General features: G+C 39.1%; 15 protein-coding genes. 9 read left to right on the top strand and 6 right to left on the bottom strand.

The features are described 5' to 3' along the window. Nucleotides 1-14: 14 nt before the first annotated feature. Nucleotides 15-527, bottom strand: a complete 513-nt coding sequence (locus tag ACK2WI_RS06640; protein ID WP_236736487.1) for a YqgE/AlgH family protein — start codon at nt 525-527, stop codon at nt 15-17. A gap of 186 nt (nt 528-713) precedes the next feature. Here ACK2WI_RS06640 and pdxH point away from each other — a divergent pair, with 186 nt between their 5' ends. The 3 genes from pdxH to ACK2WI_RS06655 are packed head-to-tail and all read left to right on the top strand — an operon-like array spanning nt 714 to nt 3,057. Next, nucleotides 714-1,367 carry a pyridoxamine 5'-phosphate oxidase gene (gene pdxH / locus ACK2WI_RS06645; RefSeq protein ID WP_312698341.1) on the top strand — a complete coding sequence of 218 codons (654 nt, stop codon included), beginning with the start codon at nt 714-716 and terminating at the stop codon, nt 1,365-1,367. Nucleotides 1,368-1,369: 2 nt separating this feature from the next. Further along, nucleotides 1,370-1,861 (top strand): NADH-quinone oxidoreductase subunit C, encoded by a 492-nt coding sequence (locus tag ACK2WI_RS06650; protein WP_312698342.1) that lies wholly within the window; start codon nt 1,370-1,372, stop codon nt 1,859-1,861. A 2-nt stretch (nt 1,862-1,863) separates the two neighbouring features. Continuing rightward, complete coding sequence (locus ACK2WI_RS06655; protein ID WP_312698343.1) at nt 1,864-3,057, top strand: NADH-quinone oxidoreductase subunit D; 1,194 nt, start codon at nt 1,864-1,866, stop codon at nt 3,055-3,057. A gap of 1,260 nt (nt 3,058-4,317) precedes the next feature. Here the strand turns inward: ACK2WI_RS06655 and ACK2WI_RS06660 are convergent. Beyond that, nucleotides 4,318-4,635 (bottom strand): GNAT family N-acetyltransferase, encoded by a 318-nt coding sequence (locus tag ACK2WI_RS06660; protein WP_409150149.1) that lies wholly within the window; start codon nt 4,633-4,635, stop codon nt 4,318-4,320. A 105-nt stretch (nt 4,636-4,740) separates the two neighbouring features. Further along, on the bottom strand, nt 4,741-6,516 hold the full coding sequence (locus tag ACK2WI_RS06665) for an AMP-dependent synthetase/ligase (RefSeq protein ID WP_409150150.1): 1,776 nt from the start codon (nt 6,514-6,516) through the stop codon (nt 4,741-4,743). Nucleotides 6,517-6,829: 313 nt separating this feature from the next. Here ACK2WI_RS06665 and ACK2WI_RS06670 point away from each other — a divergent pair, with 313 nt between their 5' ends. After that, on the top strand, nt 6,830-8,605 hold the full coding sequence (locus ACK2WI_RS06670) for an aromatic amino acid hydroxylase (protein ID WP_409150151.1): 1,776 nt from the start codon (nt 6,830-6,832) through the stop codon (nt 8,603-8,605). Here the strand turns inward: ACK2WI_RS06670 and ACK2WI_RS06675 are convergent. Both ACK2WI_RS06675 and ACK2WI_RS06680 read right to left on the bottom strand, forming a co-directional pair. Continuing rightward, nucleotides 8,591-9,487: a flavin reductase family protein gene (locus tag ACK2WI_RS06675; RefSeq protein WP_409150152.1), complete on the bottom strand. Its 897-nt coding sequence runs from the start codon at nt 9,485-9,487 to the stop codon at nt 8,591-8,593. The genes ACK2WI_RS06670 and ACK2WI_RS06675 overlap by 15 nt on opposite strands. 21 nt (nt 9,488-9,508) lie before the next feature. Then, nucleotides 9,509-10,492: a fumarylacetoacetate hydrolase family protein gene (locus ACK2WI_RS06680; RefSeq protein ID WP_409150153.1), complete on the bottom strand. Its 984-nt coding sequence runs from the start codon at nt 10,490-10,492 to the stop codon at nt 9,509-9,511. Nucleotides 10,493-10,825: 333 nt separating this feature from the next. Between ACK2WI_RS06680 and ACK2WI_RS06685 the strand changes: the two genes are divergently transcribed. From ACK2WI_RS06685 to ACK2WI_RS06695, 3 genes are read left to right on the top strand one after another with little or no spacing between them, the layout of a single operon-like run. Beyond that, nucleotides 10,826-11,983, top strand: coding sequence for a homogentisate 1,2-dioxygenase (locus ACK2WI_RS06685; RefSeq protein ID WP_093097931.1), 1,158 nt, complete (start codon nt 10,826-10,828; stop codon nt 11,981-11,983). Nucleotides 11,984-12,001: 18 nt separating this feature from the next. Next, nucleotides 12,002-13,129 (top strand): 4-hydroxyphenylpyruvate dioxygenase, encoded by a 1,128-nt coding sequence (hppD, locus tag ACK2WI_RS06690; RefSeq protein ID WP_409150154.1) that lies wholly within the window; start codon nt 12,002-12,004, stop codon nt 13,127-13,129. 27 nt (nt 13,130-13,156) lie between these two features. Beyond that, the gene (locus ACK2WI_RS06695; protein ID WP_409150155.1) at nt 13,157-14,386 is read left to right on the top strand and encodes a Glu/Leu/Phe/Val dehydrogenase dimerization domain-containing protein; all 1,230 of its coding nucleotides are present in this window, start codon (nt 13,157-13,159) and stop codon (nt 14,384-14,386) included. Nucleotides 14,387-14,880: 494 nt separating this feature from the next. Here ACK2WI_RS06695 and ACK2WI_RS06700 read toward each other — a convergent pair whose 3' ends face one another. Continuing rightward, the gene (locus ACK2WI_RS06700; protein ID WP_093097924.1) at nt 14,881-15,276 is read right to left on the bottom strand and encodes a (deoxy)nucleoside triphosphate pyrophosphohydrolase; all 396 of its coding nucleotides are present in this window, start codon (nt 15,274-15,276) and stop codon (nt 14,881-14,883) included. A gap of 165 nt (nt 15,277-15,441) precedes the next feature. Here ACK2WI_RS06700 and ACK2WI_RS06705 point away from each other — a divergent pair, with 165 nt between their 5' ends. Continuing rightward, on the top strand, nt 15,442-18,042 hold the full coding sequence (locus ACK2WI_RS06705; RefSeq protein ID WP_409150156.1) for a phosphatidylglycerol lysyltransferase domain-containing protein: 2,601 nt from the start codon (nt 15,442-15,444) through the stop codon (nt 18,040-18,042). Between the two features lie 200 nt (nt 18,043-18,242). Further along, complete coding sequence (locus ACK2WI_RS06710) at nt 18,243-19,985, top strand: helix-turn-helix domain-containing protein (protein WP_409150157.1); 1,743 nt, start codon at nt 18,243-18,245, stop codon at nt 19,983-19,985. Nucleotides 19,986-19,990 lie beyond the last annotated feature (5 nt).

Raw genomic sequence — 19,990 nt, forward strand, 5'->3', positions numbered from 1 at the left:
TTATTTGTTGTTTATCAATTGAATTCTGGTCTTTTTGGGAAATTTGCCACATGTGCATATTTCGGACCCATGCTGATCAAAGCTTCTTTCCACAGGTTTTCCCCATCAGTAATAAAAGCTAAATCAATATTAAATGAATTGTGTACAGCCCAAGAGTTCTGTTTGATCTCTCCATCCAGTTGACCTGGGCTCCATCCTGAGTATCCTAAGAAAATCTTGACTTCTTCACTGCTGATCAAATTTTCGTTGATCAGGTATTTCAAACGGTCAAAATCCCCACCCCAATAGAGATCATCTACGATATGGGTGCCTCCCTCGATTTTCTCATTGGCTTTGTGGACAAAGAAAAGCGCATTTCCTTCCACTGGTCCGCCAAAATATAAAGGGATTTCAGAATTATCAACGTCTTCCAGGACATCCGATAGCATAAGCATGGAGCGATGGTTAAGGATCAATCCGACGGTGCCATCGTTTTCATCATGCTCGCACAACAAGATCACTGAGCGTTCAAAATTCTGATCCAGCATGAAGGGCTCAGATAAAATTAGACTGCCGCGTTTTGGGATATATTCGTTGAACATAACAGAATAGATGTGTTTATACCAAATTTATAGAATATCATTATTAATCCACTGTAAAATAGCAATAATTTTTCATTTCATTTTCTATAAAAAATGGATATTATGTTAAGTTTGTAGGAAATATCCTTTGCCATGTCCATTGAACATAAAGAAATTGCCGCCATTCGGGAAGACTATGTGAAAAGCAGTTTGAGCGAATCGGACGTGCAGAAAAATCCAATCGAACAGTTTCAAAAATGGTTTGATGAAGCCATGTCCTCGCAGGTTACTGAACCTACGGCCATGGTCCTTTCTACCGTTGCTGAAAATGGTTGCCCTTCTTCTAGGGTCGTCCTTTTGAAGGATATTAAAGCCGAAGGACTCAGCTTCTTTACCAATTACAACAGTAGGAAAGGGCAGGAGATCATCCAGAACCCGCGTGTTTCAGCGCTATTTTTCTGGCCTGAACTGCAAAGACAGGTCCGTTTTGAAGCTGAAGTGGAAAAATTACCTAAAGCAGATTCTGACGAGTATTTTTCCATTCGCCCTAGAGGCAGCCAAATCGGCGCCATTGCCTCGCCACAAAGTGCCATTATCCCTGACCGGGAAACCCTAGAAAAAAGGGTGGCTGAAGTGGAAAAGGAAATGGAAAATGTTACTGATGTCCCAAGACCTGAATTCTGGGGAGGATTCCTTTTAAAGCCTGTTCGTGTTGAGTTTTGGCAGGGTAGAGGCAGTAGGCTCCATGATCGTATTGTTTATATTAAAGATCATGCTGACTGGACCATCAACCGTTTAGCCCCTTAACAATGATTCAAGAAATAAAGAAACATCTAGAAGAATACGTACATATAGATGCGGTTCAGGATCTGCAAGAGCATGGTCTTCAACCCGCTCTATATATTGCTCCAGAACATCTGAAGGCCGTCTGTTTTTTTCTACGTGATAATGAAAACTATTATTTTGACTTCCTGGCCAATATTACTGCAGTAGATTATTTCCCCCAAGAATATTTTGAGATAGTCTATAATCTCACATCCATTCCATTCCAAAAGCAGCTCACCTTGAAGGTAAAACTTAATGCTGTGCGGGATTTGAATGAATTACCTGAAGTTCCCTCTGTTTCTGAGGTATGGAGAACGGCGGATTGGCATGAGCGCGAAGCTTATGACCTGATGGGCATTTTCTTTGCAGACCATCCCGATTTGCGTCGAATCCTGATGCCTGAAGATTGGGTGGGTTATCCACTTCGAAAAGATTATCAAGATCCTGAAACTTATCATAATATCCCGATCAAATAGTTATGAACGAAAGATACCTACAAGCTAATAAAAACTATCAGGATAAGATTAATACAGTTTCCTCTCAAGAAATGGTTATCAACCTCGGTCCTCAACATCCATCTACGCATGGTGTTTTGAGACTGGAGCTGATCACCGATGGCGAGATCGTCAAGGAAATCATCCCTCACATGGGCTACCTGCACCGTTGCTTTGATAAACACGCAGAGTCCATGAATTACGGAAAGACCATTCCCTTTACGGATCGTTTGGATTACCTCGCCTCAATGAACAATGCCCATGCCTTTGTAATGGGCGTAGAGCGCATGTTAGGTATTCAAGATAGAATCCCAAAACGGATTGAATACATCCGTGTACTAGTGACTGAACTGAACCGTATTGCTTCCCATTTGATTGCCATAGGGACCTATGGTATCGATATTGGGGCGTTTACTCCATTTATGTGGTGTTTCCGAGATCGGGAGCATATCATGAATATGTTGGAATGGGCTTCAGGTTCTAGGATGCTCTATAATTATATCTGGGTAGGTGGATTGTTCTATGATATTCCCGTCAACTTTGAAGAACGTTGCCTGGAGTTTATCAATTACTTTAAACCAAAATTGGTTGAATTGGATGATCTGTTGTCCAATAACCAGATTTTTATCCAGCGTACTGCCAATATCGGTGTTTTACCAGCTGATGTGGCCATCAATTATGGCTGTTCTGGCCCTATGTTAAGAGGTTCAGGTATCAAATGGGACCTTAGACGGGTGGATGGTTACTCGGTTTATCCTGAATTAGATTTTGAGATACCTGTAGGAAAGGGTGAGATGGGCGCTGTTGGAGACTGCTGGGATCGATATAAGGTCAGGGTAGATGAGGTCAAAGAATCTGTCAAGATTATTGAACAATGTTTGCCAAGATTGATGAGTGATTTCAAGAGAACACCTGATTTTGACCCTCGAGGAATGGTTCCAAAGAAAGTCAATCTAAAAGCTCAAGAATATTATGTGCGAGCTGAGAATCCAAAAGGAGAATTAGGCTTCTATTTCGTCACTCAGGAAAAAACGGATATCCCGAAGCGAGTGAAAGCGAGAGGGCCAAGTTTCAATAATCTCTCGGTATTGCCCGAGCTTGGAAAGGGAGTCCTTATCGCCGATTTGATCGCCATTTTAGGTTCAATCGATATTGTGCTTGGTGAAGTCGACCGCTAAAATAAAACCGCATAAAAACGCAAATTGTATTAGGAATAATCTTTTTAATAACTATATTTGCTATCTCATAATTTAAGTTTATAATTGGTTAATAGTTAGGGGAGCAATTGCCAGATTGCTTCCCTTTCTTTTTGGTCTAACGCTAATTAAACACTGTTTTCTTATTTATTTTTTGATATATAATGTGGAACAAAAAAGGCCTTGGCAAATTTTGTCCCGGATTGGGGATTCTTTTGGTCTTATTCGAGACATATTCGGGAAGCTTTGCGAGATTTCAAAATATGCCTCGAATGAGGTAGCATTAAAATTGTTAAAAGCTCATGGATCTAGAAAAACGCAAACATGCATAAAATGGAAAAAGGGGGGAGGTGAAACCCCAGCGGGGGTGAAATGTTTTTCAATACACTTTTTGTGTCATCCAGCAGGGGCACCCGAAGGGTCTCGGAAATATCCACTCTTTAATTAAAATAGGTCCCTCATCTTATGATTTCGGAATGAACCTATTTTCCTAAAAAAAACAAAAATAGATTCTTCACTTTATTCTGAATCCCTCTCAGGAATCTCCAATTCTGAACGAATAGTGAAGAATCTGTACGTAAATGTCCCTGACGTTCCTGTCATCATCCATCGAAGATGGATGACCTGTTAACTTGCTCAAATAATTGGTAGTCAATTATTTGTTTTGTATTGTTCCGAGATCCTTCCTGCGTACCGATGACACGTTTGTTAAATCTGTGTTTCTAGGTTTTTTGAACTATATTTCCTCTTCAGAAGAATATTTTTTATCCACCATACATCCCCAGCGGGGATGAATTATTTTAGCATGGACGGTAAACAATAAAGGGGTAATGCAAAAACGATGTTCGATTAATCGAACATCGTTTTTGCGCGACTTCCAGGCTAACGTGCCATGTCTGCTAAAATAATGGAACCCCAAAAGGGGTTCTATATTTAAAAAAAACAAAAGAGCTAATAGATTTTCATAGACAATATGCTGTCATCACCTTCCGATAAATTTAGCTCAAATTTTTCCTTCTCAGGATGACGCTGGAAAATGGAAAAAAAATATATGAGATATGCATTCCGCCAATGATCTTGGTCCATCCTCCAATCCCGAACATCCTGGTTCAAAACGGTTGTCCAATGATCTTGGTCCTTCCTCCAATCCCGAACATCCTGGTTCAAAACGGTTGTTCAATGATCTTGGTCCTTCCTCGAATCCCGAACCTCCTTGTTCAAACCTTTCAGAATAAAAATAATTTACAATTCATTGAATTTTGGGAACCTTGGGGAAACCAATTCTTTCCATTCTGGGTTTTTCTTGATATAGGCGAACACATAGGGACAATATGGAGATACGGTCTTTCCTGAATCCTTGATGTAGTGTAATGTTTTTTCTACTATGGCAGCTGAGGCACCGCTTCCTGCTAATTCAGAAGGTGCTTCGGTATGGATCAAGGCAACAGTACTGCTTGTTTCCTTGTAATCAATGAAAGCTATATGGCCATCGACATCTAATTCAAATCTGCTTTTTTCTTCGTTTTTCTTTAGGGGGAGGTTGATAAATTTATCTTTCATACCGAATCAACAAAAATTTAAATGTATAGTTTTTATTCTTTGGCAAAATTAAACCTATACATTTAAATCTTGATTGATATATGTTAAGAAATAGTAATCATTTCATTAATCAGCCAGGTGGTACAGCTCTTCGAATTCTTTTTTGTATTTCTCAAGGATTACCTTTCGCTTCATTTTAAGGGTAGGGGTCAGCTCACCGTTTTCAATCGTGAACTCATCAGAAAGAATGATCGGTTTTTTGATCTGTTCCCAGTTTCCAAAATGTTGGTTTGCCAACTGAACTTCCTTGTTGATTTTGCGTAGTACTTTCGATTCGGTCAAGAACTGGTCCTTTGGCATTCCTTTAAGTTCTGGAGCTTCATTTTTAGACCAATCTTGTAGATGGGCATAGTTCGGGACAATAAAGGCTGAGGCAAACTTCTGCCCATCGCCAATTACCATGGCTTGCTCTATATAATTAGATTCCAATAATTTCTTTTCGATAGGTTGTGGCACTACATACTTACCGCCGGAAATCTTGAACATTTCTTTTTTACGGTCTATGATCTTCAAGAATACTTCATCCTCCCACACGCCGATGTCGCCAGTATGTAACCAACCATCAATAATGGTTTTGTCAGTCTCTTCCTTGTTCTTGTAATAGCCTTGCATAACATTGGGGCCTTTGACCAAGATCTCGCCATCATCAGCCAATTTAATCTCCACATATTTCACGGCTAATCCCACAGTTCCGATACGGATCCCTTTCAGGTAATGGTTTACCGAAATCAATGGTGAGGCTTCGGTCATTCCATACCCTTCATAAAGAGGAATGCCTGCTGCTAGAAATACTCGGGCAAGTTTGGCCTGTAAGGAGGCACTCCCTGAGGCTACAGTTTGCAGATGTCCACCTAAAGCTTGGTACCACTTGTCTAGGACCAGCTTCTTGGCCAATTTCAGCTTGATGTTATAGCCAAAACTTCTTTTTTCCGGATTAGGATCGAATTGTTCTGCTACTTCAACAGCCCAGTCGAAAATCTTACGTTTCATACCGGTCAATTCCATGCCGGTTTTCATGATTTTCTCGTAGACCTTCTCCAAGATCCTAGGTACGGCCGTCATGATATGAGGTTTTACCTCATTGATATTCTGTCCAATTTTGTCCAAGGATTCTGCGATATGGATGGTAATACCAATGTACATATAGGTATAGATTACCATTCGTTCGTAGGCATGGCAAGGCGGTAAGAATGTCAATGCACGATCGTAGGCTTTACAAGGAGTGATCTCTCGTGCAGCTTCCACATTGGAAATAATATTATGATGGGTCAACATCACACCCTTTGGTTTTCCGGTCGTTCCAGAAGTATAGATGAGGGTGGCTAAATCGGTATGTTGGATGTTGGCTCTCAGTTCTTCGATTTTTGAATCTGGAATATGGGCTCCAACGGTTCTCAATTCATCCCAGTTGCGCACATTTTCGTTCTTCTCGATACAGAAAATATACTTTAGGGTATAGATTGAATCATTTAATTGGGTCAATCTATGGTATAAGCTCTTGTTACTAACGATGCAAAGTTTTATTTCAGCATCATTAAAAATAAATTGGTAATCTGTATCACTGATATTAGGATAGATGGCGACCACTACAGCGCCAATCTGCTGTATAGCGAAATCGACGATATGCCATTCAATGCTACTATCTGCAATTAATCCAACTTTGTCGTTTGGTTTAACACCAAGTTCAATCAATCCTTTGGAGATAGCGTTTACTTGTTCCAAGAATTCTACAGAAGTCAAGGTTTTCCATTCCCCTTCTTTTTTATGCGCAAACATATTGAGGTCTGGAAACAGGTTTACTTGCCTCAAGGCAAGATCAAAAAGTCTAAGATTTTCAATCATAACATACAAAAGCCTGTCTTTCAAGTTTATCGACAGGTGGCTTAACCAAGATAACAGTAATCTGGGATAAGAAGTTTTGCAAAAGTATGAAATTGTTGCGTTTAGCCTTAATAAATTTGTTTTTCGGTAGTGACCATGACTTATTTATCCCCCTGCATTGCGAAATAATTTATAGGAATTATTGTAAATTGCCTATCCAAAGGAACCAATGTAAACAGTAAAATAAACGTCAGATTTGAAGGCTTTTCAAGGAATTGACCTTAAAGTCTTTTGTTTGTATAGTTAAATTTTTTAATTTCGTTTAAACTTAATTATGATGAATAGCTACGATAATCCCGTCTTAGAGCAATTGCCCAAACATCTTCAAAGATACGTCGTCGAGCAAAATTATGAGCGTTATTCTGCCTTAGATCAGGCCATTTGGCGTTACGTAATGCGCCAGAATTATGCTTATCTGAAGGACATTGCCTATTATCCCTATATTCCTGGATTGACCAAGGCCGGACTAACCATTGAGCGGATCCCGAATTTACAATCGATGAACGATAGTCTCAAAAAGATAGGTTGGGGTGCCGTGACAGTGGATGGCTTTATTCCTCCTGCAGCCTTTATGGAATTCCAGGCACATTGTGTGTTGGTAATTGCAGCAGATATTCGACAGATTGAACATATTACCTATACACCGGCTCCAGATATCATCCATGAATCATCCGGCCATGCACCCATCATTGGGGAACCTGAATACGCAGCCTATTTGCAGCATTTTGGGGAAGTAGGTTCTAAAGCGATGAGTTCAGGTAAGGATTTTGAGTTGTATGAGGCTATTCGGGCTTTATCCATTGTTAAAGAAAGGGAAGATGCCACTGTAGAAGAAATCCAAGCAGCAACAGATCACTTTAATGCTATATCAAGTAATATGGGTGAACCATCAGAAATGGCCTTATTGAGCAGGTTGCATTGGTGGACGGTGGAATATGGATTGATCGGAAGCGTTGAAGACCATAAGATTTATGGTGCGGGATTATTATCATCTATCGGTGAAAGTGCCACTTGTATGCAACCTGAGGTCAAAAAATTACCTTACAATATGGATACCCTTCAGTTTTCATACGATATCACTAAGCCGCAACCGCAATTGTTCGTCACGCCTGATTTTAAACATGCCTACAATGTGTTGGAGGAGTTTTCAAAAACGATGGCTTTTCGGGTTGGGGGTAAGGAAGCGATGGAGAAAGCCATTGACAGCAATAATATTTGTACCGTTGAATTAAGTTCTGGTTTGCAGGTGTCCGGTGTATTTACCTCTATGTTTTTGGGAGAAGATTTAATTGCAATCAAAACCAAAGGTCCTACTGCCTTGGCTTATCAGAATAAGGAATTGAAAGGGCATGATAAACATTATCATAAGGATGGATTTAGCTCTCCAATCGGATTGCTATTGGGTAAGCGATTGCCTTTGGAAGAATGTAAGGAATCTGATCTGGAAGGTTTGGGTTTAATTGTAGGGATGCCAGGTTCACTATATTTCAAATCGGGAATACTTGTTTCAGGTCAGGTAAAGTCCTTTGTATTCAATACGGATGGTTTATTGCTGATGGTCAGTTTTGAGGATTGTACCGTTGTGCATGAACCAACAGGTCAGGTGCTGTTCCAGCCTGAATGGGGTACCTACGATATGGCGGTTGGGACAGAAATAAAATCCGTCTATGCGGGGGCTGCTGATAAATTTGCCTTTGATCCTGAGATCAATATTTCAGAAATTAAAACGGTTAAACAGCATTGCACTGAAAATCAAAAAGAACTTCATGGGATCTATGGTGAAATTAGGATTTTAAGGGAAGGAAATGGAGGCATTCATAAGCTATCTACGTTCATTGATGAATTATTGGAGCAATTTCCCAATGATTGGTTAGCGATTGTGGAACTTTATGAATTAGCTATCCATGAGGGCGAAAACGAATTGGAGGAAAGATTGGAAGTCATATTAAAAGAAAAGGCCAAGAAAAATCCTGACCTTGAAAAATTAATATCAGATGGAATAAGGCTTGCACAAACTCAACCAATCAATTTGGAATTAATGTACCAATAAGACTTGCCAAGCTTTTTCTATTTGTTCTTCATCCAATAATTTAGCGGCATAGCGCTGTAACTCATTATTCAATTGGATTTGATCATTTTCCCACATACTTTTTAAGTTATGGATCTGTTCGTCTTCCATTATGCTTTCTTCAAATGTAGGGATGGCTTCAATATTTGCCAAGAGGCCTAATTGGTTTCCCGTCAATATAGATGAATTGCGGATATGTTCAGGTAATTGATCCACTCCAATACCCAGTTTTCGAAGGGGTTTTGGAACTTCAAAAAGATTGTCTTTTGTAACTCGGCAATACCAATCGCCACCCAATCTTGCGACCAGATCAAGGGCTGCTTGATCCATGTTATCATTTTCATCCAGTAAGTAACTTTTGATATGCATGTTGACCACTTCGGCGATGACCAAATTTCCGGTTCCTCCGCCTTCTTGGATCGTGATAATTTCCCTTACCTTACATTCCAACTGAACTGGAGATTCAGCTACCCGAGGGGGGCTGATCAGCTCCGAGGGAATAGGCGTAAATCCGGATTTGTCAAATTCGTTAATCTCCTTCGCATATTCGGTACTCGCTAAGGACTGCTGCTGTACCATATCGTAATTTACAATATTGATGACTACTTCGGGTACTTCACGGATATTATCCAAAGTATGTTTATCCTTTCCATCGCGAACCCGAGTAAGTGGTGAAAAGACACAGATCGGAGGGTTCTGGGACATGAAATTGAAATAGCTGAAAGGGCTAAGATTCACATTTCCTGCTTTATCTATGGTTGAGGCAAAGCAAATCGGCCTTGGAGCCACTGCGTACTTTATTAAAGTGTCGAATACTGAACCATGTGTATCTTGGTTGAATGTCTTTGTTTCGTTGAACTGCATATAAATCTTTTTATTGATTGATTATTCAGATAGATCTTCTTGGTAGATGGTGTTTTCAAGTTTCCCAAGAGCCGTTACCTCCATGCTGATCCTATCATTGGGTTGGATCCAGATTTCTTGATAAGCGGGGTCCCTTCGTTTTCCGGTTCCATTAATTTCTAATAGACATCCAGTTCCAACTGTTCCAGAGCCGATAATATCTCCTGGGTAGAGGGTAACGCCATAAGACGCCCTTTCAATAATCTCGGCAAAGGTCCAGTTCATGCTGGCCAGGCTTCCTTCAGAAACCAGATTATCATTGATCCAACATTTCATTTTCAGGTCATAGGCATTTCCGGTATGTCCAGGCAATGGTTCTGTTCTATAATTCTCCAATTCGTCTAGGGTGACTAGAAAGGGTCCAAAGCTGCTTGCGAAATCTTTTCCTTTGGCCGGACCTAGATTAAGCTTCATTTCTTGCATTTGCAGATTTCTGGCACTTAAATCATTAAGGATCATAAAGCCGGCAATATATTGATCAGCTTCAGCAGCTTTGATATTTCTTCCTTTTTTATGGATGACGATCGCCACTTCCAATTCGAAGTCCATTTTTTCAAAGTGCTTGGGCATGCAATACACTGGCCCGGGACCTTGTATGGCCTGATGGTTGGAGAAGTAGAAAACAGGGAATTGGTCAAATTCAGGAATCATTTCCAATCCGCGATTCAAGCGTGAGGTTTCTACATGTTGTCTAAATGCGTAAGCGTCACGGAATGAAGTAGGATTGGGTACTGGAGCAAGCAGGGTAATTTCAGAAAAGCTATTGCCTTGATTTTGAAAATCTTCGATTTTTTTAAATTCTTGTAGCTCTTTTTTCGCCATATCAAGTCCTTCTTGGCCAAGCTGAAGTAATGCTAGGCTGGAATTGGGGAGCTGATTGGATATTATATGGCTGGGAAAGACCAAGTTATCAATGACAAAACCTAGTTGTTCGTTGCCATTTTCCAAGTATGTTACGATTTTCATAATGAAATTTTGAATTCTCCGCTTATTTAATTGTCAAGGTTATAATTTTTCTATGCCGGGAAATTAAATTTCATAATACCATATTTATTTTCCCAATATTTATGTAAATATAAAATTATAAAGGGTATATTTGAAATAATACATACCATTATGAACATTACCAACATAAAGCCAAAGAACCTTCCAAAAGGTTTAATGCCTTATATCAAGGCATTGATAGCTGATGTTGTTTTCGCTCAATACTAATACCAAAATTAATTCTTTTTCAAAGTGATATCTAGCCATAGGCTATGTAATTCAATCATATTATAATCATTTTTTAAACTTAGTATTATGCCACTTTATCATCAGTTGGGTAAAATTCCCCCAAAAAGACATACAGTTTTCAGAAAGGACAATGGAGAATTGTTTTCTGAGGAATTGGTATCGACCCATGGGTTTTCGAGTGTTTATTCCTTGGTGTATCATTGCTATCCACCAACCATCGTAAAGGAAATCCGAGAACCTTATGATGTGAACCCTAAAATCGCTAGGGAAAAACATTTGAAGCATACCAGTTTACGAGGTTTCCAGGTGAAACCTAAAGCAGATTTTTTAGAGAGTAGGACCCCAGTCTTGGTCAACTCCGATCTACATATATCCTTAGCGGCACCACAAAAATCCATGGACAGCTATTTCTATAAGAATAGCCAAGCGGATGAGGTGATATTTGTCCATGAGGGTTCCGGAACCTTAAGGACAGGCTATGGAGAACTCCCATTTGCTTATGGCGATTATCTGGTAATTCCTAGAGGAGTTATCTATCAGATTGATTTTGACACGGATAAAAACCGATTGTTCATTGTGGAGTCCTTTGAACCGATCCGAACTCCTAAAAGATATAGGAATGAATTCGGGCAATTGATGGAACATTCTCCGTTTTGTGAGCGAGATATCCGTAGGCCTCAGAATTTGAAAACCTTTGATGAAAAAGGAGATTTTGAAATCAAGATCAAGAAACAGGGATTAATTTATCCTTATGTCTATGGAACCCATCCATTTGATTTTGTTGGTTGGGATGGATACCATTATCCTTGGGCATTCTCCATTCATGATTTCATGCCGATAACCGGTAAGTTGCACCAGCCACCTCCAGTACATCAAACCTTTGAAACAAACTCCTTTGTTTTATGCAGTTTCTGTCCTAGGATGTATGATTATCATCCTGATTCCATTCCTGCTCCTTACAACCATAGCAATGTAGACTCCGATGAGGTTCTCTATTATGTGGATGGGGATTTTATGAGCAGAAAGTCTGTGGAAAGAGGACAGATTACCTTACATCCAGGCGGTATTCCACATGGACCACATCCAGGCACCGTGGAGAAAAGCATAGGACAGACCAAAACGGAAGAACTGGCAGTCATGATCGATCCGTTTAGGCCATTGATGCTTACCGAAGAGGCATTGCAGATTGAAGATCAGGACTATTATAAATCATGGTTAAACTAACCTATCAATAAAAATATTATGACACAAACATTCGCAGAGAAGATAGCAAAGGCTCAAGATTTTTTGCCTATCAATGGAACGGATTATATTGAATTTTATGTGGGGAATGCTAAGCAGGCCGCCCATTTCTATAAAACAGCCTTCGGTTTTCAATCGGAAGCTTATGCAGGACCTGAAACCGGAATCAGGGATAGAGCATCTTATGTCCTTAAACAGAACAAAATCAGGATTATTCTGACTACCGCCTTGAAATCGGATAGCCCTATATCTGAGCATGTCAAGAAACATGGAGACGGTGTTAAGATATTGGCATTATGGGTTGACGATGCTGAAAAATCCCTACAAGAAACGGTAAAACGTGGGGCAAAGGTTTATCAGGAATTGGAGGTAAAGGAAGATGAATTCGGGGAAGTACGCACCGCAGGAATTTATACCTATGGGGAAACCGTGCACATGTTTGTGGAACGTAAGAATTATACCGGACCATTTATGCCTGGTTATGTTAAATGGGAGAGTGACTATAATCCTGAGGAAACCGGATTGTTATATGTAGACCATTGCGTTGGCAATGTGGGTTGGGATCGCATGAACGAAACGGTGGAATGGTACCAAGATGTTATGGGATTTGTCAATATCCTTTCCTTTGATGACAAACAGATCAATACAGAATATTCTGCCTTGATGAGTAAGGTGATGAGCAATGGGAATGGCTACGTGAAATTCCCGATCAATGAACCTGCTGAAGGCAAAAAGAAATCGCAGATCGAAGAATACTTAGAGTTTTATGAGGGTGAGGGAGTTCAACATGCTGCCTTGGCAACCCATGATATCTTAAAGACAGTAAAGGCATTGAAAGAAAGAGGAGCAGAGTTTTTAGGAGCTCCTCCGGAGGCCTATTATGATATGCTTTCCGAAAGGGTTGGCGAAATTGATGAAGAGATCAAGGCCATCCAAGATTTAGGAATCTTGGTAGATCGTGACGAAGAGGGTTATTTATTGCAGATTTTCACCAAGCCAATTGAGGACCGTCCGACTTTATTCTTTGAAATCATCCAACGTAAAGGTGCTCAAAGTTTCGGAGCTGGAAACTTTAAGGCCTTGTTTGAAGCTATAGAAAGAGAACAAGAGAAAAGAGGGAACCTATAAGATATCATATAAATGAACCTATTGATTATGAAAGAGTTATTGCAGGAGTTTGAGCAGAAACAACCGGAGATTGTTTTTGAGTGGAAAGATACGGAAACTGAAGCTGAAGGTTGGGTTGTGATCAATTCCTTGCGTGGGGGAGCTGCCGGAGGAGGTACAAGGATGCGTTCGGGATTGGACAGGAATGAAGTCGAGTCCTTGGCAAAGACCATGGAAGTGAAGTTTACGGTGTCAGGTCCTGCAATTGGAGGGGCGAAATCAGGGATTAACTTTGATCCAGCTGACCCCAGAAAACACGGCGTATTGGAACGCTGGTTTAAAGTGGTAACTCCTTTATTAAAGAATTATTATGGAACGGGAGGTGATTTGAACGTGGATGAAATCCATGATGTCATTCCATTAACCGAGCAATTTGGCTTGTGGCATCCACAAGAGGGTGTTTTGAATGGTCATTTTGATATCCGCGAAAATGGGCGTATCCACCAGATTGGGCAGTTGAGATATGGTGTTTCCAAAGTTTTGGAAGATTCACATTATAGTCCAGATCTGAAAAGGAAATTCAAGGTTGCTGATATGATCACTGGTTTTGGAGTAGCAGAATCCGTTGGCCATTATTATGATCTATTTGATGGCCAAGTATCCGGGAAAAGAGCTATTATTCAAGGCTGGGGGAATGTAGCAGCTTCGGCAGCATTTTATCTGAGCAAAAAAGGAGTGAAGGTCGTTGGGATCATCGATCGGGTAGGAGGATTGATAAAAGAAGAGGGCTTTTCTGAAGAGGAAATCCAATCCTTGTTGCTAACCCGAAATGGAAACTCGCTCTATTCTGATGAAATGGTTCCATTTGAGGAAATCAATACCAAGATTTGGGGTATTCCTGCAGAAATCTTTATTCCTGCAGCTGCTTCGAGGCTAGTTTCTAAAGAACAGATCCAACAGATGATCGATAATGGGTTAGAAGTGATTGCTTCTGGAGCAAATGTTCCATTTGCAGACCGTGAGATTTTTTATGGTCCTGTAATGGAATATGCAGATCAACATGTTGCGGTGATTCCAGATTTTGTTGCCAATTGTGGCATGGCGAGGGTTTTTGCCTATTTGATGCAGCCTAACATTGAAATCTCTGATGATTCTTTGTTTCAGGATGTATCGGATGTTATCCGCAAAGCTTTGGAACAGATCCATAGCTATAACCCCGAAACCAAAACAAATATCTCTTCAAGAGCTTATGAATTAGCATTGAGACAATTATTATAGTTGATGATTAATAGTTGAGGCCAGCAAAATATTTTTGCTGGCTTTTTTTTTGTTTTTTGATTGGTATTCGTCCTCCGCATATTTTCTAAAAATAATATCAGCTCACAAGCTGAATTATTTCCATTTATTCCTGAAGAATTTAATAAAAAAATAGTTTGCTCATCTTACGATTCGCAAATTCTGCAAAAAAAAAACAAAAAAATAGATTCTTCGCTGCGCTCTGAATCCCTCCCTGGGAATTTCAAATTCTGAACGATTAGTGAAGAATCTGTTCGTAAATGTCATAAAACGAGCTGTCATCCTCGATCTTCGATCGAGGAACTGTACAGCAATACAAATCATCATGCTGGTCAAAAATGATATAGCGGGCTTATGCAATAAGCCCCTACAAAATGGGATATTAACTCTTACTGATGAAAAATGATATAGCGGGCCTATGCAATAGGCCCCGACAAAATGCGATATTAACTAGTTGGATTTTTTGTCTTTGGAATTTATACCTCTTCCCGGCGGGTTCTGATATATTCTTCAATAATGGGGAGGTCAGCATTTGCCCAATCAAAACGGAACAATTCGGTTCTATCTACCCAGATAACTTGCTCATGTTCGTTGGCTTTCAACTTGCCACTTTTAATGGAACAAATAAAAGGATATAAGGTCAATGAGAAATCAGGGTAATGGTATTCAACTTTACTGAGGGGTTCATTGATTTGAATGTTGAGATTAATTTCTTCCAAAACTTCTCTCATTAAACATTCTTCCAGGGTTTCACCGTCTTCCAATTTTCCTCCTGGAAACTCCCATTTTAAAGGCAATTTCATTTTAGCGGATCGCTGACAGATCAATATTTGTTGATCTTTTTCTATTAAGGCACAAGCAACATGTATCATCAGAGTAAATATACTAAATTGAGACGGAAAGCTTACAAATTTTAGGGAAAGTCCATTAAGGAATTTTAAAGAAAAGATTTGTTTATAATTAGATTATAAAATATTAACTAATTGTAAATATCAGCTAATTAGCTTTATGGAAATTATTGTTTTATTTTTTATAATATGCCAAAAAGAATAGCTGTACATCTTAAGAAAATAAGTCCTTTGCGCTACTGGAAGGAACTTTTAGGTATACTAATTATTTTATTGGCTTTTGTTTTCTTCCGCGACCAGAAGAAGGAAATAGAACAGATCATGCCGCTTTTACAAAGCGCTAATGTTTATTGGCTCATTGCTGGAGTACTTTTGACTTTGTTTTTTATCCTCATGGAAGCCTATATGTATGTAGCCAGCTTTAGAGCGATGAGTCTGAGGATCAGTTTAAAAGTAGCCTTGGAGCTGTTCCTGAAACGGAACTTTTTAAGTGTTTTTTTGCCAGCGGGAGGGATCTCTTCTTTGGCTTATAATACGACGCAGTTGAGGCGAATGAACCTCAATAAAACGCAGATCCATCAAACCAGCATTCTTTATGGTTACCTAGCGCTGTTTTCAGTATTTCTGCTGGCTATTCCAATTATGCTCTACAGCTTGTGGAAGAGTGGGCAGGTTGGTAACCTATTGATCCCCTTCCTTATCTTGGCTTTGATTTTAGCGGTTTCATTCTATATTGTTTATTGTTTCAGGTATAAAACCAAGATTTATCAACTCTTAGAAAAAAAGTTCCCTATAACCGTTATCCAAATATCAAATCTGTTTACAAGTGAGGTGGATAAAGGATATCTGTTGTTATCCTTGTTTTTTTCGGTACTGGTAGAGTTTTGTGGCATCTTCCATATTTTGATTGCCATGAAAGCCTTAGGATTGCCTCTATCGCTTGAGGCTGCGATTTTGGGTTATATAATTTCTACCTTATTGATGATCGTGTCTCCATTTCTGCGTGGCTTGGGTGCTGTAGAGCTTTCCATGTTTCTGATTTTCAAGAACTTTGGTTATAGCCATGAGGCGGGCATTGGAATAACCTTATTGTACAGGGTTTTTGAATTTTGGTTGCCTTTGGTATTTGGATTTATTTCTTTTTCCATGAAAGGGGCACAATTGATTACTCGAATAGGACCTTCGGTGATGATTTTCCTATTAGGCATTATCAATATTATTTCGGTAATACTACCTCCCATTGCAGATAGGCTGCATCTTGAGAAGTTTTATTTCCCAGCCGAGACCTTATCGATTTCTAAGCTCCTGGTCCTGATTATTGGCATTGGTTTATTGGTCAGTTCAACTTACTTATTGAGAGGTTATAGGACTGCCTATTGGTTTGCTACTATATTTTGTGTTTTGTCGCTTTTTGGCCATTTGATGAAAGGGATAGACTATGAGGAATCCATAGTCGCTGCCATGACTCTGCTGTTTTTGATCTATAATAGGAAAGAATACAGGATACAGGCGAATATCTATTGGGTCCGGATAGGGATATTATCTTTTTTGGTTTCTTTTTTCGCCATTTTGGTTTTTGAGACCATCAGCTTCTACATTATTGACAAGAGGCATTTTGGAATAGATTTCACTTGGAAAGAATCTTTTCTATATGCTTTGCGTGGATTTTTATTGTTTTCGGATGCGGGATTGGAACCTAAAACAAATTTTGGGAGGGAGTTTCTCCATATTACCCATGTCTTGGGTTTTGCATGTTGGATCTTGTTTTTTTATACGATCCTTCAATCGAAGAAATATATTGCAATAGACCATGGGCATGATGAGAAGGCCATGGCGAAAATGCTCTTAGATAAATTTGGGAATTCATCCTTGGATTATTTTAAGATCTCCAAAGAGAAGGAACTGTATTTTTCAGATTCTGCCTTAGGATTTGTTTCCTATCGGGTAGCCAATAAATATGCAGTGGTTTTGGATGAACCAGTCTGCCATTGGACAGATAAAGAAGATATCATTCAGGAATTTGACCAATTTTGTCACAAGCAAGGCTTAAAGAGCATTTACTTCCGTGTTTCAGAAGATAATTTATTTAATTTCCAGAATCTACGAAAGAAGAAATTGCTAATCGGGATTGAAGGGATTATGGAGATATCTCAATTTTCCTTGAACGGAAAGGCTAGAAAATCCCTTCGGAATGGGATGAATTTTTTGGAGAAGAACGGCTACCATGCCTTGATTCACAATGCACCACATGGAGAGAAGTTCTTAAAGGAGTTAAAAGCCGTTTCTGATGAATGGTTAATCGGCAATAATCGGTCTGAAGTAATATTTTCTCAAGGGTTATTTGATACGGAAAGTCTCCGTGCCTTGGATATCATTTGCATCCATGATAAAGATGGAAATGTGGTTTCCTTTTTAAATATTGTTCCTGATTATGCCATGGACGAATGCACTTATGATCTTTTCAGGAAAAAAATGGAGGCTCCTAGTGCCTGTATGGACGGACTAATCGTCAAGCTGGTCGAATATGCCAAGTCGCATGACTATCGGTACATTAATTTAGGAATGGTTCCTTTGGTTGGGATTGAACAGCCTGATAATGCTGCAGAACAAATCATGAATTTTGTTTCCAATAACTTTCCGAAGTACAAGAAGTATAAGAACCAAAAAGATTTTAAGGACAAGTATTCCAATAAATGGGAAAAAAGATACTTGCTCTTTGATCATGACTTTGATTTATTGCAATTGCCAGCCGTGATGAAGAAGGTGATGAGCATAAAACAATGTTCCTGATCTCTTGAAAATGGAATTTTAATTAAATGTCCAAACATCTAATTAAAATTTTAAAAATACCATCTATTTGTATAGAAGACACAGCATAATTGGTAAAAAAAATTATATTTACGTAAATGCCCGAATAGTTACCATTGTTCTTCGTAAATAAATTAATTCAAGGCATCTATATCTATGATTATTTAACTGAGGTTCAGTGCATGAGAAAGAAATTTTCAATATTTTATTGGATAGTTTTGGTAAACTTAATGTTTCAGGGTTTTGTTACAAATGCCCAAGACAAAACAGATAGTTTAAGTAAGTTTTCTCATGATGAATTACTGGATAAGGCCTATATAACCCGCTCGACTGTTTATCTAGAATATTTAGAGAAAAAGAAATTAAGCCCTGAACAACAAAAGGAGGTCTTTACTTGGTTCTATTATTTATTGGCAGGAAAAGGTGATTTGGATGGGACCCTAAAATATTTGAATAAGCTTGATTCCATTTCTATTGAGACTAAAGATCCCATCAACCAATTTGTTGCCAAAATGGGGGCTGCAGAAGTTTATTATAAAAAATCTGATTACGCCAAGAGCAAAGAGGCCTTTCTTGGGGCTCAAAAGTTTATCGAGGACTATCCTCCTGGGATCGATCGCGTCCTAGCCAATGCTGAATACAATTATTTTTACTACTTAAGCGGAAACTTTGATGTTTACAACCATGAATTGGAGAAGCTGATCGGGGAATTGCAAGGCCTAAAAAACGATCGTCTACCCGTTGAGGAAAGGAGTTTTCATCTAAATGCGATCGCAACCCTTGCCGTGAATCTTGCTTGTGGATATATCCTCCAAGAGGACTTCCACAATGCTGAAAAGAACCTGAAGATGGTAGAGGATATCTATACCGAAAACTTTAAGGGAGATACCACCACCACTTTTGTGCATGAGATTTTGGTGAAAGGCAAGTTTCATTTCTTTAAAAAGGAATTTGATCAGGCAATTCCTTTTTTTAAAGAGGTTATTGATATCAATGCAAGAAAGGACTTTATGGAATATGCCTATATGTCGAAGGTCTTTTTAGGCATGATCTATTATCAATTGGAAGATTATCAATTATCCCTTGATTATTTAGAAGATGCCATCCAAAACCAAATGCTGGTTGCCGACTACATCAAGTATGAAATGGAATCTTATCGATATGCCTATTTGGCAAGTAAGCAACTAGGGGATACCGAGAAGTCGATGAGGTATTCAGGCCTGTTTATGGAGGAGGACCTAGCATTGAATGATAATAAAAGGTCTAATTTCATCAATACCTTTATCAATAATCTGGAGGTTGGTAAGTTGCAGAAGGATATATCTGCAAAGGATAACACTAATTTCATGTTGAGGTATATCCTATTTGGTTTTGCTATTCTAATCGCTGGGTTAGCCATTGTCTTGGTCTATCAAATGAAGGAAAACAAAAAGAATAAGCAAAAGATTTCCGATTACCTGGAGCAACTGAATAAGGATAAAAAGAGTAAAGTTGTTGCTGCCGACCTTAACAAGGAAGCAGTAGTAGAGGAGTCTAGTGCCATTCCGCAAACCAAGGAGATTGATGAGAAGACCAGCAGAATCTTGGATAAGTTAGAGGATTTTGAAGATGGTGATCTGTTTGTTGATAGTAAAATGAGCTTAGCATTATTAGCGAGTTATTTGGAAACCAATACCATTACACTTTCTAAAATCATCAATACCTATAAGGAGATGAATTTCAATGATTATATCAACGGTCTTCGGGTTCGATATATCATTGAAAGGATAAAGAACGAGCCTAAGTTTGAACAGTATAAAATATCTTATCTCGCTGAGGTGAGTGGCTTTTCATCGCATAGTATATTTAGTAAAGCCTTCAAAAAGAGTACTGGAGTTACCCCATCTCAATTTTTGGATTATTTGAAGGAAGAAAACAGTAAATAGCCTTT

Origin of the sequence: Sphingobacterium sp. BS-2, assembly GCF_046161205.1 — a bacterium.
In the GTDB taxonomy this organism is placed as follows: Bacteria; Bacteroidota; Bacteroidia; order Sphingobacteriales; family Sphingobacteriaceae; genus Sphingobacterium; species Sphingobacterium mizutaii.

Coding starts and splice junctions, on each gene's coding strand:
- ACK2WI_RS06660 (WP_409150149.1), bottom strand. CDS start 4,635: ATGAAAGATAAATTTATCAACCTCCCCCTAAAGAAAAACGAAGAAAAA.
- ACK2WI_RS06685 (WP_093097931.1), top strand. CDS start 10,826: ATGCCACTTTATCATCAGTTGGGTAAAATTCCCCCAAAAAGACATACA.
- ACK2WI_RS06695 (WP_409150155.1), top strand. CDS start 13,157: ATGAAAGAGTTATTGCAGGAGTTTGAGCAGAAACAACCGGAGATTGTT.
- ACK2WI_RS06710 (WP_409150157.1), top strand. CDS start 18,243: ATGAGAAAGAAATTTTCAATATTTTATTGGATAGTTTTGGTAAACTTA.
- ACK2WI_RS06650 (WP_312698342.1), top strand. CDS start 1,370: ATGATTCAAGAAATAAAGAAACATCTAGAAGAATACGTACATATAGAT.
- hppD (WP_409150154.1), top strand. CDS start 12,002: ATGACACAAACATTCGCAGAGAAGATAGCAAAGGCTCAAGATTTTTTG.
- pdxH (WP_312698341.1), top strand. CDS start 714: ATGTCCATTGAACATAAAGAAATTGCCGCCATTCGGGAAGACTATGTG.
- ACK2WI_RS06680 (WP_409150153.1), bottom strand. CDS start 10,492: ATGAAAATCGTAACATACTTGGAAAATGGCAACGAACAACTAGGTTTT.
- ACK2WI_RS06705 (WP_409150156.1), top strand. CDS start 15,442: ATGCCAAAAAGAATAGCTGTACATCTTAAGAAAATAAGTCCTTTGCGC.
- ACK2WI_RS06665 (WP_409150150.1), bottom strand. CDS start 6,516: ATGATTGAAAATCTTAGACTTTTTGATCTTGCCTTGAGGCAAGTAAAC.
- ACK2WI_RS06670 (WP_409150151.1), top strand. CDS start 6,830: ATGATGAATAGCTACGATAATCCCGTCTTAGAGCAATTGCCCAAACAT.
- ACK2WI_RS06700 (WP_093097924.1), bottom strand. CDS start 15,276: ATGATACATGTTGCTTGTGCCTTAATAGAAAAAGATCAACAAATATTG.
- ACK2WI_RS06640 (WP_236736487.1), bottom strand. CDS start 527: ATGCTGGATCAGAATTTTGAACGCTCAGTGATCTTGTTGTGCGAGCAT.
- ACK2WI_RS06655 (WP_312698343.1), top strand. CDS start 1,864: ATGAACGAAAGATACCTACAAGCTAATAAAAACTATCAGGATAAGATT.
- ACK2WI_RS06675 (WP_409150152.1), bottom strand. CDS start 9,487: ATGCAGTTCAACGAAACAAAGACATTCAACCAAGATACACATGGTTCA.